At 70.3% G+C, this 24,423-nt stretch carries 21 protein-coding genes and 1 pseudogene; 10 read left to right on the top strand and 12 right to left on the bottom strand.

Features of this window, described 5'->3' with window-relative positions:
• Positions 1-218 precede the first annotated feature (218 nt).
• From GVY39_RS35105 to GVY39_RS05440, 4 genes are all read left to right on the top strand, one after another.
• The gene (locus GVY39_RS35105) at positions 219-2,663 is read left to right on the top strand and encodes an AAA family ATPase (RefSeq protein WP_159920544.1); all 2,445 of its coding nucleotides are present in this window, start codon (positions 219-221) and stop codon (positions 2,661-2,663) included.
• 7 nt (positions 2,664-2,670) lie between these two features.
• Positions 2,671-3,159, top strand: coding sequence for a hypothetical protein (locus tag GVY39_RS05450; protein ID WP_159920546.1), 489 nt, complete (start codon positions 2,671-2,673; stop codon positions 3,157-3,159).
• 279 nt (positions 3,160-3,438) lie between these two features.
• Entirely contained in the window at positions 3,439-3,828 is a 390-nt protein-coding gene (locus GVY39_RS05445; protein ID WP_159920548.1) for a YchJ family protein, read from the top strand.
• An 18-nt stretch (positions 3,829-3,846) separates the two neighbouring features.
• Positions 3,847-4,122 carry a SelT/SelW/SelH family protein gene (locus tag GVY39_RS05440; RefSeq protein ID WP_159920550.1) on the top strand — a complete coding sequence of 92 codons (276 nt, stop codon included), beginning with the start codon at positions 3,847-3,849 and terminating at the stop codon, positions 4,120-4,122.
• A gap of 22 nt (positions 4,123-4,144) precedes the next feature.
• Here the strand turns inward: GVY39_RS05440 and GVY39_RS05435 are convergent, their stop codons facing one another.
• The gene (locus GVY39_RS05435) at positions 4,145-4,372 is read right to left on the bottom strand and encodes a zinc ribbon domain-containing protein (RefSeq protein WP_159920552.1); all 228 of its coding nucleotides are present in this window, start codon (positions 4,370-4,372) and stop codon (positions 4,145-4,147) included.
• A 418-nt stretch (positions 4,373-4,790) separates the two neighbouring features.
• On the opposite strand from GVY39_RS05435, the gene GVY39_RS05430 reads away from it, so the two are divergent.
• Entirely contained in the window at positions 4,791-6,386 is a 1,596-nt protein-coding gene (locus GVY39_RS05430; protein WP_159920554.1) for a carboxylesterase/lipase family protein, read from the top strand.
• A gap of 149 nt (positions 6,387-6,535) precedes the next feature.
• Here the strand turns inward: GVY39_RS05430 and GVY39_RS05425 are convergent, their stop codons facing one another.
• Genes GVY39_RS05425 through rfbD form a run of 3 tightly spaced genes read right to left on the bottom strand, consistent with a single transcriptional unit; the run spans position 6,536 to position 9,439 of the window.
• Positions 6,536-7,615 carry a sugar phosphate nucleotidyltransferase gene (locus tag GVY39_RS05425; RefSeq protein ID WP_159920556.1) on the bottom strand — a complete coding sequence of 360 codons (1,080 nt, stop codon included), beginning with the start codon at positions 7,613-7,615 and terminating at the stop codon, positions 6,536-6,538.
• 46 nt (positions 7,616-7,661) lie between these two features.
• Complete coding sequence (locus tag GVY39_RS05420; RefSeq protein WP_159920558.1) at positions 7,662-8,558, bottom strand: glycosyltransferase family 2 protein; 897 nt, start codon at positions 8,556-8,558, stop codon at positions 7,662-7,664.
• Between the two features lie 11 nt (positions 8,559-8,569).
• On the bottom strand, positions 8,570-9,439 hold the full coding sequence (rfbD, locus tag GVY39_RS05415; RefSeq protein ID WP_223521058.1) for a dTDP-4-dehydrorhamnose reductase: 870 nt from the start codon (positions 9,437-9,439) through the stop codon (positions 8,570-8,572).
• A gap of 175 nt (positions 9,440-9,614) precedes the next feature.
• Between rfbD and GVY39_RS05410 the strand changes: the two genes are divergently transcribed.
• From GVY39_RS05410 to GVY39_RS05400, 3 genes are all read left to right on the top strand, one after another.
• Positions 9,615-11,108, top strand: coding sequence for an LCP family protein (locus GVY39_RS05410; protein ID WP_159920562.1), 1,494 nt, complete (start codon positions 9,615-9,617; stop codon positions 11,106-11,108).
• A gap of 3 nt (positions 11,109-11,111) precedes the next feature.
• A complete protein-coding gene (locus tag GVY39_RS05405; protein WP_159920564.1) occupies positions 11,112-11,834 on the top strand; it encodes a TIGR03089 family protein in 723 nt (240 codons plus the stop codon).
• Between the two features lie 135 nt (positions 11,835-11,969).
• Positions 11,970-13,271, top strand: a complete 1,302-nt coding sequence (locus GVY39_RS05400; RefSeq protein ID WP_159920566.1) for a cytochrome P450 — start codon at positions 11,970-11,972, stop codon at positions 13,269-13,271.
• Here GVY39_RS05400 and GVY39_RS05395 read toward each other — a convergent pair whose 3' ends face one another.
• Both GVY39_RS05395 and GVY39_RS05390 read right to left on the bottom strand, forming a co-directional pair.
• Positions 13,272-13,976, bottom strand: a complete 705-nt coding sequence (locus GVY39_RS05395) for a response regulator (RefSeq protein ID WP_159920568.1) — start codon at positions 13,974-13,976, stop codon at positions 13,272-13,274.
• Positions 13,973-15,544: an ATP-binding protein gene (locus tag GVY39_RS05390; protein ID WP_321210095.1), complete on the bottom strand. Its 1,572-nt coding sequence runs from the start codon at positions 15,542-15,544 to the stop codon at positions 13,973-13,975. Before GVY39_RS05390 ends, GVY39_RS05395 begins: the two co-directional genes overlap by 4 nt.
• Before the next feature lie 122 nt (positions 15,545-15,666).
• Here GVY39_RS05390 and GVY39_RS05385 point away from each other — a divergent pair.
• Positions 15,667-17,032: pseudogene (locus GVY39_RS05385) on the top strand (cation:dicarboxylate symporter family transporter).
• Between the two features lie 114 nt (positions 17,033-17,146).
• Here the strand turns inward: GVY39_RS05385 and GVY39_RS05380 are convergent.
• Positions 17,147-17,362, bottom strand: a complete 216-nt coding sequence (locus GVY39_RS05380) for a DUF4287 domain-containing protein (protein ID WP_159920572.1) — start codon at positions 17,360-17,362, stop codon at positions 17,147-17,149.
• Between the two features lie 192 nt (positions 17,363-17,554).
• Here GVY39_RS05380 and GVY39_RS05375 point away from each other — a divergent pair, with 192 nt between their 5' ends.
• On the top strand, positions 17,555-19,024 hold the full coding sequence (locus tag GVY39_RS05375) for an NAD(P)/FAD-dependent oxidoreductase (RefSeq protein ID WP_159920574.1): 1,470 nt from the start codon (positions 17,555-17,557) through the stop codon (positions 19,022-19,024).
• Positions 19,025-19,071: 47 nt separating this feature from the next.
• Here GVY39_RS05375 and GVY39_RS05370 read toward each other — a convergent pair whose 3' ends face one another.
• The 5 genes from GVY39_RS05370 to GVY39_RS05350 form a co-directional block, all read right to left on the bottom strand.
• Positions 19,072-19,998, bottom strand: a complete 927-nt coding sequence (locus GVY39_RS05370) for a cation diffusion facilitator family transporter (protein WP_159920576.1) — start codon at positions 19,996-19,998, stop codon at positions 19,072-19,074.
• Positions 19,999-20,073: 75 nt separating this feature from the next.
• Entirely contained in the window at positions 20,074-21,294 is a 1,221-nt protein-coding gene (gene manA, locus GVY39_RS05365) for a mannose-6-phosphate isomerase, class I (protein WP_159920578.1), read from the bottom strand.
• Positions 21,294-22,496, bottom strand: a complete 1,203-nt coding sequence (locus GVY39_RS05360; protein WP_159920580.1) for a tobH protein — start codon at positions 22,494-22,496, stop codon at positions 21,294-21,296. The genes manA and GVY39_RS05360 overlap by 1 nt, the downstream gene beginning before the upstream one ends.
• Before the next feature lie 118 nt (positions 22,497-22,614).
• Positions 22,615-23,991, bottom strand: coding sequence for a phosphomannomutase/phosphoglucomutase (locus tag GVY39_RS05355; RefSeq protein WP_159920582.1), 1,377 nt, complete (start codon positions 23,989-23,991; stop codon positions 22,615-22,617).
• Positions 23,992-24,042: 51 nt separating this feature from the next.
• Positions 24,043-24,423 carry a DUF3499 domain-containing protein gene (locus GVY39_RS05350; protein WP_159921259.1) on the bottom strand — a complete coding sequence of 127 codons (381 nt, stop codon included), beginning with the start codon at positions 24,421-24,423 and terminating at the stop codon, positions 24,043-24,045.

Here is a 24,423-nt window from a genome sequence, read left to right as displayed (position 1 = left end):
GTTGACACCATCGAGCTGCCCGCCGGGGTTGGCACGAGGGGTGGACATCGAGACGCGGCGCAGGCTTTCGATGACCATATCCATCCCCGCGGGCAGATTCGCATGGGAGCGGTGGGCGATTCCGGCGCCATCGGGTAGCGTTTCGCACAGCTTCGACAAGTCGCCGCGCACGGGGTCGGAGGACGTGTGGCGGCTCGATGGTGGAGGGGATTTTTCGCATGCGCCTGGATCCCGACGCTGTCCAGGCCGCCGGTTCCACGGACGCCGCGCCCCGGCTCTCGGAGGTGGTGACCAGGCGCCTCGCCGAGGACCCGGCGGTAACGCCCTCGGTCACGCGGACCGTGTTGCGCGCTCTCGGCGCCGCCGAATCGAACGACGCCGCAACGGCATTCGATCACTCCGGGATCTTCCTGAGCGCCATCCGGGTGCGCGGTTTCCGAGGCATCGGCCCGGAGACGACGCTCCAGCTGCCGCCCGGCCCCGGTCTCACGCTCGTGGCCGGGCGGAACGGTAGCGGCAAATCCAGTTTCGCCGAAGCCGCCGAAATGGCCCTGACCGGCGGGAACCGCCGGTGGGACGGTCGATCGGCGGCGTGGCGGGAAGGCTGGCGCAACCTGCACGACGGCACGGCCGCCCGTATCGAGTTGGAGTTGCTCACCGCGGGTGACGCCCCCCGGCTCACCATCACCAAGGAGTGGGCGGCTGAGGCGGATTTGCCGGACGCGCACTGGACCCAGCGGTATCCGCCCGCGCCGCCGACGGAGTTCGACATGGACCGGTGGGCGGCCCAGCTCGAGCTCTACCGCCCCTTCCTGTCCTACAGCGAACTCGGCGCGCTGGTGGACGGCAAGCCCAGCGACCTGTTCGACGCGCTGCACCAGCTGCTGGGGCTCGACGAGCTCACTCTGGCGCAGGAGCGGATCCGGATGCGCCGCCTGGAGCTGGAACGCGCCGTGCGGGATTCCCGTCAGGAGCGCCTGGAACTGCTGGACCTGCTGGCGTCGGTGGCCGACGACCGCGCGGTCCGGGTCGCCGGGTTGCTGCGGCCCGCCCAGCCGGATCTCGCCGCCGTGGGCCGTGAAGTGCTGGGCGTGGTGGACGACCCGGCCGGACCGGACGGCTTGCGCGCCATCGTGCGGCTCGCGCTGCCCGATGACACCGAAGTGGAAGCCGTGGCCGGCCGCCTCGAATCGTGGGGCGCGGCCCTCGCGGAGGGCTCCACCGCCGACGCCGAAGCCGATCTGCGCGTGCTCGAGTTACTGCGCAAGGCGCGCGAGCATCAGGCGGCGAGCGGGAGTTGCCCGTGTCCGGTGTGCGGCCGCGGCGCCTTGGACGAGGACTGGGTGCGCGAGACCGACGCCGCCATCGAGCGGCTGTCCGCCCGGGTGAACGCGCTCACCACCGCCCGCATGGAGTTCGGCAACGCCGTGCGGGCCGCGCGGGCGCTTCCCGACCTCGTTCCCGCCGAACTGGATTTCGATCCGCGCAACCCCCCGTCGGTGGACACCACGGCGGTGCGCGAGGCATGGGCCGACTGGGCGGCGCTGACCACCACCGAATACACCCCGGACCTGCCCGACCGGCTGCGCAGCGCGCACGCGCGACTGGTCGACGAACTGGACCTGTTGCAGAAGGGCACCCGCAAGGAGCTCGACCGCTTGGACGAGGTGTGGACGCCCCTGGTGCCGCGTATCGTGGCCTGGCTGGACGGCGCGCGCGAGGTGGCCGCGCACGCGGCGGAACTGCGGACGGTGAAGAAGGCCGAGGACTGGTTGAAGTCGGCCACCGCGGGCCTGCGGGGCGAGCGGATGACGCCGCTGGAGACGACGGCTCGCTGGGTGTGGCGCACGCTGCGGCAGCAGAGCAACGTCGAGCTGGGCGCGATCCGCTTGCAGGGCAACGCGGGCACCGCGCGCCGCGTGCTGCTCGACGTGACCGTCGACGAGGTCGACGGGGCCGCTCTGGGCGTGATGAGCCAAGGGGAGTTGCACGCGCTCGGTCTCTCGCTGTTCCTGCCGCGAGCCACGGTGGAGGACAGTCCCTTCCGGTTCGTCATGATCGATGACCCGGTGCAGGCGATGGACCCGGCCAAAGTGGACGGCCTGGCCCAAGTGCTCGCCACGGTCGCCTGGACCCGTCAGGTGGTGGTCTTCACCCATGACGAGCGCCTCGCAGAAGCGGTGCGGCGGATGCAGCTCGACGCGACCGTGCTCGAGGTCCAGCGCCGCGACCGCTCGGTGGTCGAGGTGCGAGTGTCCAGCGACCCGATCCGCCGCTACCTCGACGACGCCCGCGCTCTGGTGCGCACCCCGCAGTTGCCCGCGGCGATCGCCGACGAACTGGTGGCCACCTGCTGCCGTTCCGCGGTGGAGGCGGCCAGTCTGGCCAGAGCGCGCCGTACCCTGCTCGCCGCGGGCATGAACCACCGCGAGATGGAACGCCACATCGATGCCGCGCAATCCACCAGGGCGAAGGTGGCGCTGGCGGTGTTCGGGGCCGGCAGCAAGGTCGACGACCTGAACAAGAACCTCATCGCGTTGGAAGGACGGTGGGTGGTGGACGCACTGCGCGACGCGACGGCGGGCGCGCACGTGCCGATCGGGCGTGACATGCGCGAGCTGATCGGTGAGACCGAGAGATTCGTCGCGTGGCTGGCCCGGTGAAGCGCCGATGAGCGGGCGGCGCCGGCCGGTCGGCGCACGCCGCGGGCCCCAGGGTGGCGAGGGCGCGCCCCGGCACGGGCAACACGGGCGCAAGAACGGCGCGCACCGCTCACGAGCGAATCGGCCGTCGGTCGCCGAACGGCTGGAAACCGTCGACCTGCTGCTCGCCGGATCGGTGACCGACGCGGGCGGGTTGTGGTCCAGAGCGACCGCCTGGATTCTACGGATCGCCCTGGAACAGGCCGTGGACGAGTTGTGGCTGCGACTGGCGCCCGCGCTGGTCCGCTGTCCGATGCGGGCGCAGCTGATCGCGCTGCGCGCGTTCGCGGGACCGGAGGAGGCGGCTCGGGTGGCTGTGCTCTGGGCGGCGCTGTCGCGCGCCGCTCACCACCACGACTACGAACTCGCGCCGAGCGTCACCGATCTGCGGCGCTGGCGGGAGCAGACCGTCGCCCTGGCCGCGGACTTGGCGGCGGTGGCCGCGCACCGGGAATGACGCCAAGCGATCGGCGGCACCTGGCCCCTCGATCTACTCGATGACGGGAGGGCGCTGCATGAGCGACCAGGACTCTGCGGCGCGGCGTGACCACGGCGGGCTGCGCTCCGGGCCGAAGCCGTGACGGCGTGAGTTCTCGGGTTTGCCGGAGGCACTGCGACACGGCGATCATGAGGGACCCGGCCGAGCACGGACGGGAGATGGCATGACCGGCTCCCACCGAGGTGGTCGCACCGGCACGACCACGACGGGTCGCGCTCGTACCGGAGAGGAGACAGCGTGAGCGGAGCACAGCGGTGCCCGTGCGGGCGCGGTGACGCATACGACGAGTGCTGTGGTCCGGTGCTGCGCGGTGAGCGCCCGGCGGCGACCGCCGAAGCGCTGATGCGGTCGCGCTACACCGCGTTCGCGGTGGGTGACGCCGAGTATCTGCTGCGTTCCTGGCATCCGCGCACCCGCCCGCGCGAGGTGGTCCTGGATCCGGCGCAACGTTGGCTGTTCCTCGAGATCACCCGCACCGAGCGCGGTGGACCGTTCGACGACACCGGCACGGTGGCGTTCGTCGCGCACTACCGGGACACGGATGGTCGCGGCGCGCTGCACGAGATCAGCAGGTTCGCCCGGTCCGACGGCGCGTGGGTCTACCTGGACGGCGCGCACGACGCCTGACCGGTAGCGTCAGCGGGCATGGCACGCGTCGCGATCGAGTACTGCACCCAATGTCGCTGGCTGCTGCGGGCGGGCTGGATGGCGCAGGAATTGCTCAGCACGTTCGCCACCGATCTGGATGAAGTCGCGCTCATCCCGGGTTCGGGCGGGGTCTTCCGAATCACCGTCGACGGCGAACAGATCTGGGAGCGCAAGGCCGACGGCGGATTCCCCGACATCGCGGTGCTGAAGCAGCGCGTGCGCGACCGGGTCGCACCGGAGCGTGACCTCGGTCACGTCGACCGGCGCGACTGAACCGCACCGGCCGGACCCGCAGTCATCCGCAGCAGCCGCCACCGCAGCAGCCGCCGCCCGCCGGGGGCGCGGCGGGGCTCGGCGCGGGAGCCTTCCCGCCGCCCCGGGAGACGGTGGCGAAGGTGGTCAGCAGTTTGACCGTGTCGTCGTGGCCGATCGGGCAGGTCGCCGGCGCCGACGACTCCGCCATCGGACGGGAAACCTCGAACGTGTCGCCGCAGCTGCGGCACCGATAGCTGTAACTCGGCATCCGCTCAGTTTAGGGCCTCCGCCGCCGAAGTGTCCGCATCGGACTCCGGCGAGATGTCGCGGCCCGTCAGGTTGGCGCGGCGATGAAGGGCAACGGGCACGCACGTCGATGCTCGCCCAGGGTCGGCCGTACTCCGAGTCGCGGGCCGCGTAGCTCGGCGGGGACCGGCTCCGGTCGCGGAGCGGTATCGGGATCGCGACCTGGCGAACGGCCCTTGTCCGGGCCGCGGCGGCACCCTTTCGGCAATCGGGGCAGCAAAGGGCTGGTCGCGGCCACCGTGACCGATTCGACACCGCACCCGTGGGCACGGGCCTGAACAGCGGATGAACAGCGTCCGACGCAGCAATGTCTCGGCATCGAAACGTTGCCGTACTGATCTTCGACGTACTCTCGAAAAAGAAGTATGAGGAGGTCTGCGATGCGCGCTCAGTTCTCCGAGGCGGTGCCCGGTCCCGACGGTTTCGCCGAGCCCATCGCGCGGACGGCGCACGGCGACGTGCGGGGCGTGCGCGAGGGTTCGATTTCCGTCTGGCGCAGCATTCCCTACGCGGCCGCCCCCGCAGGCCCGGCCCGATTCGCCCCGCCGGAGCCCCCGCAGCCTTGGGAGGGAGTGCGCGACTGCACCTCTTTCGGGCAGATCGCGCCGCAGACGATGGGCACCATGGTCCCCATCGACTCCGGCCTGACCATGGGCGAGGACTGTCTTTGGCTCAACGTGTGGTCACCTCGGCCCGAGCGCGCCGATGCCGCCCGCGCCTCGGGAACCGAACCCCGCCCGGTGCTGGTCTGGCTGCACGGCGGCGCGTACTGCCTCGGCACCGCCGCGCAGCAGATCTACGACGGGCGCAGGCTGGCCGCGGCCGGTGACGTCGTGGTCGTCGGGGTCAATTATCGGCTCGGCGCACTGGGCTTTCTCGACCTCTCCTCGCTCGGCGACGACTTCGCGCCGAATCTCGGCCTGCACGATCAGATCGCCGCGCTGGAGTGGGTGCGCGACAACATCGCCGCGTTCGGCGGCGATCCCGGCAACGTCACGCTGTTCGGCGAGTCCTCCGGCGCGGGTTGCGTCACCGCGCTGCTCACCGCACCGCGCGCCGCGGGCCTGTTTCATCAGGCGATCGCGCAGAGCCCGCCCGCGACCACGGTGTTCGGACCGGAACGGGCGGCCACGGTGGCGCAGCGGTTCCTCGAGCTGATCGAACTGCCCGCGACCCGGGCGAAAGAACTGCTGGAATGTCCCATCGAGCGGATCGTCGCGGCGGCGGGCGTCCTGCTCGACGAGATCCCGCTGAAGGAGCCGGGCAGGCTGGCGGCCGCGCCGGTGGTCGACGGGGACCTGCTGCCGACCTACCCGATCGACCGGTTCCAGCGCGGGGGATCGCACCGGGTGCCGTTGATCATCGGCACCAACAAGGACGAGGCGTCGCTGTTCCGGCTGCTGCGCTCGCCGATCATGCCGGTGACGCCGGACGCGGTGAACGCGATGCTGCGCGACGTCGCGGCCGGCCACCCGGAGATGTCGGCGGAGCGGATCGCCGAGATCACCTCGGCTTACCCGGATCTGAACAAGCCCCGCGGTGCGTTGGCGATGTCCACCGACGCGGCGTTCCGGATGCCGGCGCACTGGGTGGCCAACGGTCACGCCCAGCACTCGCCGACCTGGATGTACCGCTTCGACTACGCCACCCCGATGCTGCGGGCGGCCCGGGTCGGCGCGGGGCACGCCACCGAACTGCCCTATGTCTTCGGCAATTTCGGCACGCTCAACCTCGACCCCACCTTCTGGCTCGGCGGTCGCAAAGCGGCGATGGAGGTCTCCGGCCGCATGATGCGCCGCTGGCTGGCCTTCGCCGCCCACGGCGTTCCCGCCGCACTCGACGGCTCCAAACACTGGCCGCCGTATCGCCTCGCGGCCCGCGCCACGCTGCTCATCGACAGCGTCGATCGGGTGGTCGACGACCCGGACCGGGACCTGCACACCGCCTGGGGCCAGCAAGCCGTCGGCTTCTCCTAGGGGCGCAGTTCGACCCGCCGGTGCCGCCACCGACTTGAACGCTGGTGACGGCGCGGTCGGTGGCGCCGGAACCAAGTTCCCCCACGCCGACCCTGCGGATTTGTCGATGACCTCCGGATCTTCGTGCGCGGGGGCGAGCGGAACGCGCCTCAGACGTCGGTCGAGAAGCGAATGCCGCCGTCGGGGATCTCCACGCCCGGCCACACCCGCGCCCCGCGCAGGAGTTCGCAGCGGGCGCCGATGTGCGCGCCGTCGCCGATGACGCCGTCGCGGACGAGTGCGCGCGGGCCGATGCGCGCGCCGAAGCCGATGATGGTGCGCTCGACCGTGGCGCCTGCCTCGATCACCGCGCCGTCGAAGACGACCGCGCCGTCCAGCCGCGCGCCCGCGCCGATCTCGGCGCCGCGCCCGACGACCGTACCGCCGATGAGCACCGCTCCCGGGGCGACGCCCGCGCCGGGGTGCACCAGCGATTCACCGCGCTGACCGGGCAGTGCGGGGGAGGGGGCGATACCGCGGACCAGGTCGGCGGAGCCGCGGACGAAGTCCTCGGGAGTGCCCATGTCGCGCCAGTAGGAAGCGTCGACGTGCCCCTGGAGGCGGGCGCCCTCGGTCAGCAGCGCGGGGAACACCTCGCGCTCCACCGAGACCGGACGACCGGCCGGAATCTTCTCGATGTACTCGCGGCGGAAGACGTAGCATCCGGCGTTGATCTGGTCGGTCGGCGGGTCCTGGGTCTTCTCCAGGAACGCCGTGACCCGGCCGTCCTCGTCGGTGGGCACACAACCGAACGCGCGCGGGTCGCTGACCCGGACCAGATGCAGCGTCACGTCGGCGCGGGTCGACTCGTGGGTGTCGAGCACCGCGCCGAGGTCGGTGCCGCCGAGCACGTCGCCGTTGAACACCATCACGTTGTCCGCGCGCAGCTTGGGCAGCACGTTGCGGATGGCGCCGCCGGTGCCCAGCGGCTCGGTCTCGGTGACGTACTCGATCTCCAGGCCGAGGTCGGAGCCGTCGCCGAAGTGCTCCTCGAACACTTCGGCCTTGAACGACGTGCCCAGCACCACATGGGTGATCCCAGCCTCCGCGATGCGGGCGAGCAGGTGGGTCAGGAACGGCAGTCCGGCCGTCGGCAGCATCGGCTTGGGCGCCGAAAGGGTCAGCGGACGCAACCGCGTGCCCTGTCCGCCGACCAGGATCACCGCGTCGGTGCCTGCATTTCCTGCCATCAAGCTCCCCTGTTCACAAGGTTCGTTTCTCGCCTTGCGCCGCCGGCTACCCGGCGTCGCGCGCCTGTCGGCGCAGGGCAGATCGAACCGCAATCCGCGAGCGGACCGCAAGTCCGGCCCGCAACGCCAGCCGCAGCGGAGCCTGCCACCAGTGCGGATGCCGGTCGGCCTGGAACCGGTAGGCGCTGGCGTGATGGGCGGGCAGCATCACTTCGGGGTGGCGGCCTGCCGCGTGTCCCTTGGCATGGGTCACCTCGGCGTCGGGGACGAACACGTTGTGCCAGCCCGCCTTGCCCATCCGGTCGCCGAAGTCGACGTCCTCCATGTACATGAAGTACCGCGAGTCGAAACCGTCGATCGAGTCGAACGCCGCGCGCCGCACCAGCAGGCACGACCCCGACAGCCAGCCGACGGCCCGCTCGGAGATCTCCTCGTTCTCCTGCCGGTACCGGCGGGTCCACGGGTTGGACTTCCACACCGTGCCCAGGACCGCGTGCCCGGCGCCGTCGAGGAGGCCGGGGACCCGGCGGGCCGACGGGTACACGCTGCCGTCCGGTTCGAGCACCAGGGGCCCGAGCGCACCGGCGCGCGGCCAGCGCTTGGCCGCGGCGAGCAGTTTGTCGATGGAATCGGTGCCCCAGCGGATGTCCGGGTTGGCGATCACGACGAACTCGATGCCCGGATCGAGCTCCGCGACCGCCCGGTTGATCGCGCCGCCGTAGCCGATGTTGCCGCCGGTGCGTAGCAGCCGCACGTGCGAATCGGCCTCGGCGACCAGCTCGGGCACACCGTCCACCGACCCGTTGTCGGCGAGGATCACCCGCGGTTTCTCCGCGGTGGCCCCGGCGAGGGTGGAGATGAAGTGCTCGAGGTGCTCACCCGGCGAGTAGGTCACCGTGACGACGGCCAGGCCCGCGGGCGCGGCGGAATCGGAATCACTCACGGCAGTCAACCCTAGTCGGACCGCCGAGCCAGCGCGTCCCCCAGTGCGGTCCGCCAATCCCGCAGCGGTCTCAGCCCGGCGTCGTTCCAGGCCCGCGGCGACAACACCGAATATCCCGGTCGCCGTGCGGGTCTGGGAAACGCCGACGAGTCACACGGCCGGACGCGCCCGGGATCCGCCCCGACACCCGCGAACACCGCGCGCGCGAGCTCGAACCGACTGGCCCGGCCCGCATTGGTGACGTGCAGCAGCCGCGGCGCGTCCGGCCGTCCCGCGAGTTCCAGCAACGCGGCGGCCAGATCGGCGGCGTAGGTGGGCGAGCCGACCTCGTCCTCGACCACGTCCACGGTGTCGCGTTCCCGCTCCAGCCGCAGCATCGTCGCGACGAAATCGCCACCGCGCCCGGTATATACCCATGCGGTGCGCACCACGTGCGCGTCCGGGCAGCGGCTGAGCACCGCCTGCTCGCCCGCGAGCTTGGACTCGCCGTAGACGGACGTCGGCCCGGTCACATCGGTGGTGTCGTACGGCCGATCCTGGGTACCTGGAAAGACGTAATCGGTGGACAGATGGATCAGCCGGGCACCGATGTCAGCGCAGACTTCGGCGAGCACGGCCGGTCCTGTGGCGTTGCCCGCGTATGCCGCCTCGGTCTCGGCTTCGGCCTGGTCCACGGCGGTATAGGCGGCGCAGTTGAGCACCACGTCGCCGGGTGCGAGTACCGCGCGCACGGCGAGGGGGTCGGTGATGTCGAGTTCGGCGCGCCCGTAGCCGCTGGCGGCCGGAGCGAGACGCCGCAGTTCCCGGCCCACCTGTCCGTGCGCCCCGGTGACGACGAGGCGGGCGGGCGCGGTGGGTTCGGGCGCGGTGGGGTCGGTCACGGGCGCAAGTCTGGCACGCCGCCACATCCACGGTTGCGGCCGTTCGCAATAACCGTTCGTTAGCCTTGAGTCATCGGGGGATCCCGAAACCGGGCGGGGCGAGCAGGAACCGTGGTGGCGGATCGGTTGCGCACGTGTCGCCAGGAGAGGCGAGTTTCGGCGAGAGGATGCACACTTGTCGCGTTGGAGGGGCACATCGGCGTCGCCGCGTCCGGCCGGGTCCGGCGACCGGTCGTTCGGGCCGCTGCGTTCGCTGGCCGCGGCCGCCGCCGTGATCGTGCTGGCGCTCACCGGTTTCGCCTGGCACAGCGTCGACTCGCTGGTCGCCGACATCGAGCGCATCGGCGATCTCGGTCTCGGCGGCAGCCGGGACGGCGCGGTGGACATCCTGCTGGTCGGTGTGGACAGCCGCACCGACGCGCACGGCAATCCCCTGTCGAACGCCGAGCGAGCCATGTTGCACGCCGGCGACGAGATCGGCACCAACACCGACACCATCGTGCTGCTGCGCGTGCCCAACGACGGACGCTCCGCGACCGCGATCTCGATCCCGCGCGACTCCTACGTCAGCATTCCCGGCCTGGGCATGGGCAAGATCAACTCGGCCTACGGCGCGACGAAGGCCAACCAGTTCCAGAAACTCGTCGACCAAGGCGTCGCGCACGCCGACGCGGAGCGGCAGTCCACCCAAGCGGGCAGGCAGGCGCTGATCAAGACGGTCGCCAACCTCACCGGCCTCACCGTCGACCACTACGCCGAGGTGAGCCTGCTCGGCTTCGCGCTGCTCACCGATGCCGTCGGCGGGGTCGAGGTGTGCCTGAAGAATCCGGTCGACGAGTGGATGTCCGGCGCCCGGTTTCCCGCGGGCCGCCAACGCCTGGACGGGCCGCGCGCGCTGAGTTTCGTCCGTCAGCGCCATGATCTGCCCCGCGGCGACCTCGACCGCATCGTGCGCCAGCAGGTGTTCATGGCGCAACTGGTGCAGCAGCTGCTCAGCGCGAAGACGCTGGCCAATCCGGCCAAGTTGCAACAGCTCAGCGAGGCGGTCGGGCGGACGGTCGTGCTCGACGAGGACTGGGACGCGCTGGCGTTCCTGCAACGGCTGAAGGACCTGTCCGGTGGCCAGGTGAAGTTCGAGACCATTCCGGTCGCCGACCTCAACGGTGAGACCAGCAGCGGGGAATCCGTGGTCGAGGTCGAGCCGAAGGCCGTCAAGTCCTATATCGCCTCGCTGGTGGGCGACGCGACGGTCACGCGGAACGCCGAGCCGGGCTTCGATCCGGCGACGGTCACCGTCAGCGTCTACAACGCAGGCGGCATCGGCGGACTCGCGGCCGAGGTGGCGCAGACGCTGAGCGCCAAGGGATTCCGGCAGGGCGTGGTGACCAACTACACCGGCAACCGCGTCACCAGCAGTCGCGTGCTCGCCGCGGACACCTCGAGCCCGAAGGCGCAGGCGGTGGCCAAGGCGCTGGGCGGGCTGTCGGTACTCGCGGATCCGGCGCTGTCCCCGGATTCGGTGAGCGTCGTGCTGGCGAGCGACTATTCTGGTCCGGGCTCGTCGGCGAGCCGGGTGTTCGCCCTGTCCGGAACGTCGACTTCCGCCACACCAGTCCCACCCGCTCCACCGATCGACGCAGGCCAGAACGGACCGAAATGCGTGAACTGAACCATGCGTGACATCGACCAGGTACACACTCTCACCGAATCGGTACTCGATCCCATCCTCGCCCGCGAACCCGCGGGTCCGCGCGTCACCTATTACGACGACGCCACCGGGGCGCGGATCGAACTGTCCGGCGCGACGCTGGCGAACTGGGCGGCCAAGACCGCCAATCTGATTCGCGACGAGTTCGGTCTGAGTCCCGGCGCCCGTGTCGCCGTCCTGCTCCCGGCGCACTGGCAGACCGCCGCTGTGCTGCTGGGCTGCTGGTGGGCGGGCACCGAGGTGGTGCTGCACCCGGACGAGGACGCCGATCTGGCGCTGGTGACCCCGGATCGCCTGGACGACGCCGACGGCGGGGGTGAGATCGCCGCGCTGTCGCTGGACGCCATGGGCGCCCCGGTGCGCGACCTGCCGGTGGGCGTCACCGATTTCGCCACCTCGGTGCGCGTGCACGGCGACCAGTTCCTGCCCCGCGGCGCCGGTGTCGCGCTGGATGGCATGCCGGTCGCCGAAGTGCTCGCCGAGGCGCGGAAATCGGCTATGCGCCAGGGCTTCGCCGAGGGTGACCGGGTGCTGTCCAGCACGCCGTGGGACACGCCTGCCGAACTGATCGACGGATATCTCGCGGTGCTCGCCGCGGGCGCCTCGCTGGTGCAGGTGGTCAACCCCGATCCGGCGCTGCGCGACCGGCGCATCGCGTCGGAACGGGTGACCGCGCAGCGCGGATGAGGGATGTCCGAAAGCCGCGGCCACCATTCGGAGGGGCTCCTACCACGGTATAAGCGCCGCATCCGACCTGAGGACGTTCCAGAAGCCCGCGGCGTTCCGTACGGTGGTGTCATCGCACGACGACGGGGTTGCACTATGAAGCCGCATTATTGGTTCCGCTGGTTGTCGGTGCAGGGCGCGCCTCGTCTCGCCCTGCGTCTGCAGGCACGCCGCGGTGACCCGTTCGCCGAATTGATGGGCGGTCCCGCAGGCTTCGACGATCCCTACCCGCTGATCGAGCGGTTGCGCGGGCAGGGCAGGCTGCTGCGCACCTCGATCGCCTGGGCGACCTTCGATCACGAGCTGTGCCGTTCCATCCTGCGCGACAGCCGTTTCGGCGTGCGCACCACCGAGAGCTTCAACATCCCCAAGCCGCTGCAGAAGCTGGCCGAGCGGTTTCCGTTGCCGCCGAATCCGGTCGAGCCGCCGTCGATGCTGGTGATCGATCCGCCCGAACACACGCGGATGCGCAAACCGGTCGCCTCGGCGTTCACCCCGCGCGCGATCCGCAGACTGCGCGACCGCGTCGAGTCGGTCACCGAGGAACTGCTGGTCGCCCTGCCCGCCCACGGTTCGGCGGATCTGATCGAGCAGTTCGCCGCCCAGGTGCCGATCGCGATCATCTCCGAGATGCTCGGCTTCCCCGACGAGGACAAGGCGATGTTCCTCGACTGGGGCGATCAGATGACACCGCTGCTCGACGTCGGCATCCCTTGGCGCGCACACCGTAGGGCACTGCTCGCGATGGAGCTGATGAACGACTATCTCGGGCGGCACATCGAGCGGTTGCGCCGCGAACCGGGCGAGGACATTCTCAGCAGCCTGGTCACCGCGGGCGAACTGGACACCGACGCGCTCAAGGCCACCGCGAGCCTGCTCATGGGGGCGGGCTTCGAGACGACCGTCAACCTGATCGGCAACGGCGTCGCGCAACTACTGGCCCATCCGGATCAGCTGGAGCGGCTGCGCGAGGAGCCGCAGCTGTGGCCCAACGCCGTCGAGGAGATCCTGCGCTTCGACTCCCCGGTGCAGACCACCGCGCGGACCGCGCTCACCGATGTGGAGATCGACGGCATCCGGTTGCGCCAGGGCAGCACGGTGGTGCTGTCGCTGGCAGGCGCGAACCGCGACCCCGCCGTGTTCGCCGATCCACAACGGTTCGACATCGGCCGCGACAACGCCAAGGACCATCTGTCCTTCAGCAGCGGCGTGCACGTCTGCCTCGGAGCCAGCCTGGCCAGGATGGAAGGCGTCTACGCGCTGCAGGCCCTGTTCGAGCGGTTCCCCGGTCTGCGGCTGGACGGTACGCCGAAGCGGCGCGCGCTGTTCACCCTGCACGGCTACGAGCGGATGCCGGTGCGCCTCGATCAGCGCGCGCCCGCGCCGGAGCCGGTCTGATCAGCTGGTCGTGGACTTCCACACATAGCGGGTCTTCGGCCGCCCTGCCCTGCCGTAGTCCGAGCGCCGCAGGACCAAACCGTCGTCGGCCAGTTTCTCCAGATAGCGCCAGGCGGTGATACGCGAGACGCCGATCGAGGTCGCGGTGTCCGCGGCCGTCACGCCCTCGGCCTCGGCGGCGCGCACGGCGCGGGAGATCTCGTCGAGGGTTTGCGGCGCGACGCCCTTGGGTGTCGCGGCGCGCTGGTCGGGAGTGCGCAGCGCGCTCAACGCACGGTCGATGTCGTGCTGGGAGATGGCGCTTTCGCCGGCGGGAAGCGCGGTGCGGAACTCGCGGTACCGGTCCAGCTTGTCGCGGAACGCCGCGAAGGTGAACGGCTTCAGTAGATACAACACCACGCCGTGCGACACGGCGGTGCGCACCATGGCCAGATCCCGCGCGGAGGTGATGGCGATGACGTCCGGGCGCGGCGCCAACCCGGTCAGCGCGGCGGCGACGTCGAGGCCGCTCGCGTCGGGCAGGCCGATGTCCATCAGCACCAGGTCGATCGGCGTGCCCTCCGCCGCGGCGTCGGCCGCCGCGCGCATCGCCTCACGTCCGGTATGGGCGACACCGACGGGCGTGAATCCGGCGATGCGCTCCACGTAGGCGCGGTGCGCCTCGGCGATCAGCGGCTCGTCCTCGACGATAAGCACACGGATCATCGTGCTTCCTTTCGTGGAATCGTCACGGTCACCGCGCTTTCGGGATCCCGTTGCGTGCGGATGCTTCCCCCGTGGCGGGCCACCAGACGGTGGACCAGTGCGAGACCCAGCCCGTGGTGGTCGGCTTTGGTCGAATAGCCGCGCTGGGACGCGCGCGCGAACATCTCCGCCGACATGCCCGGGCCGCTGTCGGCGATCCGGATGTAGAGCACCGACTCCTCCCGGGCGTCCACCCGCTGGTGGCGCAGGGTGACTTCCACCCAGCCGGACACGCTGCCCGCCGCGGCATCGATCGCGTTGTCGACGAGATTGCCGACGAGCGTGACCGTTTCGTGCGGAGACAGCGGGTCCACCGAGTCCAGCGCGGTGTCGTCGGTGATCGTCAGCTCGATGCCGCGTTCGGCCGCCTGGTTCACCTTGCCCAGCAGCAAGGCGGCCAGGGCGGGCGCGCCCACCGCGGCGAACAGCCGATCGATCAGCGCCTGCGACAGCTCGAGCTCCGCCGTGGCGAACTCGACGGCCTCCTGGTGGCGGCCCAGTTCGACCATGGTGACCACGGTGTGCAGCCGGTTGGCGGACTCGTGCGCGTGTGCCTGCAACGACTCGGCGAAGCCGCGCACGGAATCGAGTTCGCCCATCACCGACTGCAATTCGGTGTGATCGCGGATGGTCATCACCGTGCCGATCGGCCGGCCCTCCCACTCCACGGTGTCCTGGTTGACCAGCAGGATCCGGTCGGTGGTCACGTGCATCTCGTCGCGCACGGTGCCCCAGCTCATCCGCTGCAGCGACAGCGGGAGGTCGCTGCGGCGCACCTCGCCGGGGGGCAGGTCGAGCAGGCGGCGCGCTTCGTCGTTGACCACCTCGGCATCCTCGCCGGAGGCCCCGAACACGACCAGTCCCTCGCGCACCGAGTGCAGCACGGCGTCGTGATGTTCGTACATCGCGCGCAGCTCGTCGGGCGCCAAGCCGTGGGTCTGCCGTCGCAGTCTGCGGCTGAGCAGGAACGATCCTCCGGCGGCAAGCAGGAGACCGGCTCCCGCGACGCCGAAGATCACCGAGAGCTGAGTGGCCACCTGGTCACTGATCTTCGCGCGGGTCACGCCCGCGGAGACCAGAGCCACGATCCGTCCGTTGTCGTGGACGGGGGTGACCGCCCGGATGGAGGGGCCGAGGGTGCCGGTGAAGGTCTCGGTGAAGGTCTCACCGGCCAGCGCGCGATCGATGGTGCCGCTGAACGGCCGCCCGATCATCGCCGGATTGGGGTGGGTGTAGCGCGTCCGGTCCGGCGCCATCACCACGATGAAATCCATGCCGGTCTCGAGCCGGATCTCCTCGGTCACCGGCTGCAACAGCGCCGTCGGGTCCGCGCTGCGGACCGCCTCGATGGTGGAGGGCGCGTCGGCCACGCTCACCGCGACGTCGGTGACCTCCCTGGTGGTGGTGACGTCGCTGTCGTGCCTGGCGTCCAGCACCGCGAGCACCACGCCGATCGCGATCATCACCGCGAGTACGACCAACTGGAAGACGAATGCCTGACCGGCGAGGGAGAGCCGACCGCGTCTCACAAGCTCTTCCTCCGCTGAACGTAATGCACCAAACAGTGACCGGCATCACCCGGCCGACCATCATTCTGCCTGGGGTGCGTGAGCCACCTCACTTCGGTACCTCTCGAAGGGAAATCCTCGCAATGAGCGACTCGACTCGAACGCGGCGCGACCGCACCCATTGGCTGTATCTGGCCGTCATCGTGGCGGTGGTCGCGGGCGTCCTCGTCGGCTGGCTGGCGCCCGGCGTCGCGCAGTCGTTCGCCCCATTGGGGACCATCTTCGTCAACCTCATCAAGATGATGATCGCTCCCGTCATCTTCTGCACCATCGTGCTCGGGATCGGCTCGGTGCGCGCGGCGGCCACCGTCGGCAAGGTCGGCGGGCTGGCCATCGGCTACTTCCTGGTCATGTCGACGATCGCGCTCGGGATCGGCCTCGTCGTCGGCAATCTGCTGCAACCGGGCACGGGACTGAACATCGCCAAGTCGACCAAAGCCGGTCACGACCTGGCCGACACCGCGCACAGCGCGGGCGGCACCTGGGAATTCCTCCAGAACATCGTCCCGTCGACGCTGCTGTCCTCGCTCACCACCGGCAATGTGCTGCAGGCGCTGTTCGTCGCGCTGCTGGTCGGTTTCGCGGTCCAGGCCATGGGCACGGCGGGTGAGCCGATCGTGCGCGGCGTGGCGCTGCTGCAGAAACTGGTGTTCCGGATCCTGGTGATGATCCTGTGGCTGGCGCCGATCGGCGCGTTCGGCGCGATCGCGAACGTGGTCGGCAAGACCGGCCTGGACGCGGTGGTGAAGCTGGGCACGCTGATGCTCGCGTTCTACCTCACCTGCCTGGTGTTCGTTTTCGGCGTGCTCGGCGTGCTGCTGTGGAGCGTCTCACGCGTGTCGATCTTCAAGCTGGTCCGCTACCTGGCGCGGGAGTACCTGCTGATCGTCGCGACCTCGTCGTCGGAATCGGCGCTGCCACGGCTGATCGCCAAGATGGACCATCTGGGCGTGGAGCGCACCACCGTGGGCGTCGTCGTGCCGACCGGATACTCGTTCAACCTCGACGGCACCGCCATCTACCTGACCATGGCGTCGTTGTTCATCGCCGAGGCCATGGGCAAGCCGCTGTCCATCGGCGAACAGCTGGGACTGCTGCTGTTCATGATCGTCGCGTCCAAGGGCGCGGCGGGCGTCACCGGCGCGGGCCTGGCCACCCTGGCGGGCGGGTTGCAGAGCCATCGGCCCCGAACTCCTCGACGGCGTCGGCTTGATCGTCGGCATCGACCGCTTCATGTCCGAGGCGCGGGCGCTGACCAATTTCTCCGGCAACGCGGTCGCCACGGTGCTGATCGGCACCTGGACCAAGACGGTCGACGTGGACCGGGTGCGCGAGGTGCTCGATCGCGAGTTGCCCTTCGACGAGCGGACCATGGTCGACGACGACCATGGGACGCAGGGCGTACCGCTGACGCAGGAGGCCGAGACCATAGACCTGGTCAAGGCATAAAGCGCAGCCGGACGAAGCCCGTCCGCGCCGGGCGGAACTCCGCCTGGGGCAGCGGGCCGGACGGTGAACGACGAAGGGCCCGCAAGATCTGCGGGCCCTTCGTGGCGCCCGGGCTCAGGCTGCCCACTTCTCCGGGTGGAGGTGGTGCTGGGTGAGGGCGGTCGCGTGGCCGTGCCCGAAGCCGTGCTCGGTCTTCAGCCACTCGACGAGTTCTTTGTGCGAGGTCAGTCCGCTGTCGCGCATGGCGGTTTTCCACTCCTCGATTGCGCGGCCGTACTTGGCCTCGATGGAGGGGAAGTAGGACGCGGGGCCGTGCGGCTTGGTCGCCATGGTCGATCTCCTTGCTGGTCGTGCGTTCCATGGAGATGACGAAGCGAACCTCCGAAACTCGTCGGCGGTCCCGCCCATGGGTTCCGGATCACCGATCGGCCGGGTTCCGGTACGGCTCCGCTCGGCGTGTCGGCGGCGCGGTGGTGGTGTCGGCGAGCAAGTCGGAGGTCGGTCGGGCGGTAGCGTGGGGATATGGCTGATGTGGTGGTGGTCGGCTCCGGACCGAACGGGCTCGCCGCAGCGGTGATCCTGGCAAGGGCAGGGCTCGCGGTGGAGGTCTACGAGGCCGAGGCGACGGCTGGGGGTGGGTCTCGCACGGCCGAGCTGACCTTGCCCGGCTACCGGCACGACGTGTGCGCTGGCGCGCATCCGATGGCGGTGGCCTCACCGTTGTTCCGGGCGTTCGACCTGTCCGCGCACGGCGTGGAACTGCTCGCGCCGGAGGTCTCCTACGCACATCCGCTCGACGGGGGTGTGGCCGGACTGGCCTGGCGGGACCTGGAACGGACGGTCGAATCCCTCGGTCCCGACGGCCGGGCGTGGCGCAAGTTGTTCGCGCCGCTGGTGCGGCACTGGGCGGACGTGGTCGACGTCGCGATGTCGGATCTGCGGCGCATCCCCTCCGGGCTCGCGACCGCGATCCGTTTCGGCATGCGCACCTTGGAGCAGGGCTCGCCGCTGTGGGATATCAGGTTTCGCGAACAGGTCGCGCCGGCCCTGCTGACCGGCATCGCCACCCATGCGATCATCCCGCCGCGCGCCATCACGGCCGCGGGCGCTGCGTTGATGCTCGGCACGCTGGCCCATGTCGACGGCTGGGTGATTCCGCGCGGCGGCAGTCAGGCGATTCCCGACGCGCTCATCGCCGAACTCGAACGTCTCGGCGGCCGGGTGCACACCGGGCGCCGGATCGACTCGCTCGAGGAGTTCACAGGCGCTCGCGCCGTTCTGCTCGACCTCGCCCCTGCCGAACTGCTGCGTATCGCCGAGCACCGGTTGCCCGCGCGATACGCGAAGCGGCTGCGCCGTTTCCGTTACGGCGGCGCGGCCTGCAAGATCGACTTCGCGCTCTCCGGACCGGTGCCGTGGCAGGCCCAGGGCTGCGCGCTGGCCGGGACGGTGCACGTCATCGGCACCCGCGCCGAGGCCATGGCGGCCGAGCACGCCGTGGCCATGGGGCGGCACGCCGAACGGCCCTACGTGTTGTCCATCCAGCCCGGCGTGGTCGACCCCACCCGCGCGCCCGCGGGCGGCCACACCTTCTACACCTACGCCCACGTGCCCAACGGCTCCACCCGCGACGTCAGCGCGGAAGTGATCGCTCAGGTGGAGCGATTCGCACCGGGCTTCCGGGATCTGATCGTCGCCGAGAACGTGATCACCGCCGCCGAAATGCCCGCGCACAACGCCAACTACATCGGCGGCGACATCTCCGCGGGCGCGATGACGCTGCGCCAGTTCGCCTTCCGTCCCGCACCGCGCTGGAATCCCTACGCCACACCGATTCCCGGTGTCTATCTGTGCTCGTCGGCCACCCCGCCCGGCCCCGGTGTGCACGGCATGAGCGGGCTGCACGCGGCCCGCCACGTCTTGCGCGACCGCTTCGACATCCGCACCGATCCCCTCGACCTCCTACGCACCCCCGCTGTCCAGCGCCGCTGAGTACGTGCGCCTCGCACGGCTCGCGAGCCGTGCGAGGCAACGCCGGACTAGCCCTTGGCGGGTTCGGTGCGGTAGAGGTCGGGTTCGAGGTAGATGACGCGCGCCGCCGGGACCGCCGCGCGGACGCGGGACTCGGCGTCATCGATGGCGCCCGCGATCGCCGCGAGGTCCAGACCGGGAACTACGCCGATCTTTGCCGCCACGAGCAGTTCCTCCGGGCCTAGGTACTGGGTCTTCAGATGGATCACTCGGTCGATGCGGGTGTCATCGACCAGGTTGGCGCGGATCTTCCGGTTCTCCTCCGGAGTGGCACCCTCACCGATCAAAAGGCTTTGCATCTCGATGATCAACACGACGGCGATGACGCCGAGCAGCCCACCGATGGCCAGCGTGCCGACGCCGTCCCAGATCGGGTCGTGGGTGATCATGGTCAGGCCGACGCCCGAGAGCGCCAGGATCAGGCCGACCAGCGCGCCGGTGTCCTCCAGCAGCACCACCGGAAGTTCCGGGCTGCGCGAATTGCGGATGAACTGCCACCAGCTTGCGTCACCTTTCAGCGGCGTGGACTCGCGCACCGCCGTGGTGAAGCTGTAGACCTCCAAGGCGATCGCGATCACCAGGATGACGACCGCCACGATCGGCGAGGTCAGCTCCTCCGGGTGCTGGATCTTGTGGATGCCCTCGTAGATGGCGTAACCGGAGCCGAGGGTGAACAGCACCAGCGCCACGATGAACGAGTAGAAGTAGCGGTTGCGTGCGTACCCGAACGGGTGCAGCTCGGTCGCTTCCTTCGCGGCGCGGCGCTGCCCCAGCAGCAGCAGTCCCTGGTTGCCCGTGTCGGCCACGGAGTGCACGGCCTCGGCGAGCATCGACCCCGAGCCGGTGATCGCCGCACCGACGAACTTCGCCGCGGCGATCCCCGCATTCGCGGTCAACGCCGCGATGATCGCCTTCTTGCCACCGCCAGCAGACATGGAAGCATGTCCTCTCTGTTTTCAGTGATACTCGCGAACAGCCTAGGGCACCTACGGCCGGGTGTTCCGGATCGGTCAGCAGCCGGCGCCCACGCACGCGCAGAACAGCTGGACCTGCCCGTCCACCGCCTGCGCGCGGATATCGGTGTCGGCGGCGGAAATCCACGCCGCGCCACCCCGGCCGAGTTCCAGCGACGAGCCGTTCTGGAACAGGCGCACCGTACCCGCCGTGCACAGCACGATCCCGGGCCCCGCCGCGGTCAGCGGCACTCGCGCGGAACCGGCGACCAAGTCGAATCGGCGCAGCGCGAACTCGGGGGCGGGCGTGCGATAGCGCACCGATCCGTCGCCGCCGGGTTCCGGCAGCACGACGGGCAGGTCGATCGGCTCGAAATCCAGTACGCGCAACAGTTCCGGCACGTCGACGTGTTTGGGGGTGAGACCGCCGCGCAGCACGTTGTCGGAGTTGGCCATGATCTCCACGCCCAGCCCGCGCAGGTAGGCGTGCAGATTCCCGGCCGCGAGGAACAACCCCTGACCCGGCTCCAAGGTCACCCGGTTCAGCAGCAGCGCCGCCAGCACGCCCGCGTCGCCGGGGTATGCCTCGGCCAGTTCGAGGGTGGTGCGCGCCTCGTTCGTGAACTCGCGTGTGCCTTTGCCGGACAGGTACCGCACGCAGCCGTCGAGCACCGCGGGCAGCAACGTGTGCAGCACGTGCTGCGGCAGCGTGATCCAGGTGGTGAACAAGGTGCGCAGGCCCGCCGAATCCGGCTGGGCGGCGAGGAGTTCGCAGTAGGAGCGCAACTCCTCCACCGCGAGCGCGCGCAGCAACGCGACCGTGCGGTGCGGCTCGCGGAAGCCGGCCAGCGCCTCGAACCGCTCCAGCGCGACGACCAGCTCGGGCTTGTGGCTCTCGTCGCGGTAGTTGCGCAGCGGGGAGTCCAAGGGCACCTTCGCCCGGTTCTCCCGGTCGAAGCCCGCGCGCGCCTGCTCCGTACTCGGGTGCGCCTGCAGCGACAGCGGCTCCTCGGCGGCGAGGATCTTGAGCAGGAACGGCAGCCGTCCGTCGAAATCCGCGGCGGCGGAGCCCAGTTCCCGGTCCGGGTCGGCGGCGACCAGCTCCAGCAGCGAGGTGCTGCGGTCACCGATCTTCACGTACGCCGGGTCGGCGGGGTGGGCGCCGAACCACAATTCGGCCTCCGGATGCGCCGAGGGGACCGGTCTTCCGCACAGCTGAGCCAGCGCGGTGCGCGAGCCCCAGGCATACGAGCGCAGCGCACCAACGAGTTCGTGCACTAGAAGCTTCCCCCGTACTGCCCCTGGCTGTCGGAAGCGGTGGTGCGCGAACCGATCAGCCGCAGGTAGGCGGCGGCCATCTCCAGTCGCAGCGCGAGCACCGCGAGCTGTTCGAGTTCGGTGCTGTCGGCCTGCGCGGATTCTTCGGCCCTCGACTGCGCGGGCGCGGCGGGATCGGTCATGCCGGTGTGCAGCAGGTCGACGTCGGCGTTCACCAGATCGGCGTCCACCAGGTTCGATCCCTCGGCGCCGAAGACCGCGATGCGGCGGCGCGCTGCCGCTCGATCGCGATCGGCGCTGAGCACGAACACCCGGATGCGTTCCACCGGCGCGGGGCCGTCGAGTTCCTCGTCGTGGAACAGTGGATCGAAGTCTGGCGCGGATTCGCCTGCCGCCTCGGCCATCCGGGTCCGCGCGGCGACGGCCTCGGCCAGATCCACCGCGGTGGCCACCTTGCCCGCGGATTGCAGCAGCACTTCGGCGCCGTGCTCGGCCAGCTCGGCGGCGGCCGGTGAATCGCCCGCGAGCACGATTCCCCGCTGCTGCATGCGCGCGGCCAGCGTCTTGGCGGGGTTGTGGAAGACCTCGTTGTGCGGGCCGTCGCGCAGCGCCTCCGCGTCCAGCACGTCGGCAAGGTGGGTGAGCTCGGGTACGGCGGCGCCGGTGCGCTGGGGGTCGACCGCGCGCAGCACCGCGATTCCGGCGGCCAGGAAGCGCAGCAGGCGGTTGTGCCCGAGGACTTGGACCCTGGGCTCCAGCACGGCGGCGCGTCCGGCGGCGGCGGCGCGCAGCGGCCCTTCGTGCGGCGCGGCGACGACCACCTCGGCGCCGCGGCGCAGGGCTCGATCGACGGCGTCGGTGAGGCGCGGATCACCCGCGTCGTCGCCGGAGACCAGGACGACGTCCAGCGGCCCCACCCACGGGGGAAGGGCGGCGGCAGGCACGACGGGTAGGCCCGCACGGTCGCCGAGCGCGGCCACGAGCAGTCCGGCGGCCCGTGCGGCACGTCCGGCGCCGGCTACCAGCACCACGCTGCGTGGTCGCAGATCGGCTAGTCGAGCGAGCGCCTCCTCACCGACGGCCGCCGCGGTAGCGCGCACCTGGGCGCCGCCGGAAGCGGCCGAGCGAAGGGCGCCGCCTGCGTCGGCGGCCTCGAGTGAAGCGGCATCGTCGAGGTCGAGCACCGGTGTTCCAGCGATCATCGGGCGTCCCACCTCCCCTCATCGCGCTGTGTCTTTTCCGCCCCCGCGCCCATTCGGTCCAGCTGCCACACCGAGACCGAGTCGGGCGAATCCAAGGCCTGTGATTCCACTATTCCAGTCAGGAGCGCACGATGCTCAGGATCTCGGTCACGAGTGCGTCTACTTCCTCCGCCGACCGGGCCTCCACGTTCAGCCGGAGCAATGGCTCGGTATTCGACGCGCGCAGGTTGAACCAGGCGTTGTCGGCCAGCTGCACGGTCACCCCGTCCAGCCGGTCCACCGAGTGCGCCCGGCCCGCGAAGGCCTCTACCACGGCCATCGTGCGCTCCTTCGCGTCGGCGACGGTGGAATTGATCTCGCCGGAGGCCGCGTAACTGGCGTACGAGGCCATCAGATCCGACATCGGCCGGTCTTTCTCGCCGAGCGCGGCCAGCACGTGCAGCGCCGCGAGCATCCCGGAGTCGGCGCCCCAGAAGTCGCGGAAGTAGTAGTGCGCGGAGTGCTCGCCGCCGAATACCGCTCCGGTGGCGGCCATCTCCTGCTTGATGAACGAGTGACCGACCCGGGTGCGCACCGGCGTTCCGCCCAGCTCGTGCACCAGTTCCGGCACCGCGCGGGAGGTGATCAGGTTGTGGATGATCACCGCGCCCGGCTCTTTGGCCAGCTCGCGCTCGGCGACCAGGGCGGTGATCGCCGACGGCGACACCGGGTCGCCGTGCTCGTCGACCACGAAGCAGCGATCGGCGTCGCCGTCGAAGGCCAGGCCGATGTCCGCGCCGGATTCGCGGACCAGCTTCTGCAGGTCCACCACGTTCGCGGGGTCGAGCGGGTTGGCCTCGTGGTTCGGGAAGCTGCCGTCCAGCTCGAAATACAGCGGCACGACCGTCACCTGGGGCAGGGTGCCCAGCACCGCGGGCACCGTGTGCCCGCCCATGCCGTTGCCCGCGTCCACCGCGATCGTGAGCGGGCGCATGCCACCGAGATCGACCAACCCGCGCAAGAAGTCCGCGTACTCGGCGAGCAGGTCCAGTTCGGTCGCCGCTCCGCGCGAGCCTCCGTACACGGGCACGCCCTCGATCAGCTCGCTCTTGATGGTGGCCAGACCGGTGTCCTGCCCGACCGGAAGGGCTTTGGCGCGGCACAGCTTGATGCCGTTGTAGCGGGCCGGGTTGTGGCTGGCGGTGAACATGGCGCCCGGGCAGTCCAGGTGGCCGGAGGCGAAGTACAGCTGGTCGGTCGAGGCCAAGCCGATGTGCACCACGTCGAGGCCCTGGCCGAGCGCGCCGTCGGCGAAGGCGGCCGACAGCTCGGGCGAGGAGTCCCGCATGTCGTGTCCGATGACGATCCGGCTCGCGCCCTCGGCGCGCATCAGCCGGGCGAAGGACGCGCCGACATCCCTGACGAATTCCGCGTCGATCTGATCACCGACCACGCCGCGAACGTCGTAAGCCTTGATCACCGCGTTCACGAATTCGGCAGAGCGGGCGACTGTCATGCCCAACACCCTAGTGGTTGTGCCGGACGGGTCCGACATCGTCCCGGTCGATCAGGACGGTGGGTCGGGCAGGACGCGCAGATGGCCCCGGCGGCCCGTTCGCGTGGTTCGCGGCGGCGGGGGAGCGTAGTCGTGGTAGCCGCGCTGCTCGCGCTCCGGGGGGCGGCGGCGCAGCCCGGCTTCCCGCACCGCCTCGGCGAGCGCGGTCAGATCATCGTCGTCCGGTGTGCTGGAGGAGAATCCACCTTCGTGGCGAACCAGCTCCCAGCCCTTCGGAGCGGTGATTCGTGAGCCGTGCGTTTCGCAGAGATCCCAGGAGTGCGGTTCGGCGACCGTCGCGAGTGGCCCGACCACCGCCGTGGAGTCCGAGTACACATAGGTGAGCGTCGCGACGGCCGGATTCTTGCAGCCTGGTCGGCAGCAACGACGCAT

It is taken from the genome of Nocardia sp. CY15 (assembly GCF_009829295.1).
Taxonomy (GTDB): Bacteria; Actinomycetota; Actinomycetes; order Mycobacteriales; family Mycobacteriaceae; genus Nocardia; species Nocardia sputi.
Note: the sequence above shows the minus strand (reverse complement) of the source record. Positions and strands in the feature narration are given on the sequence as shown.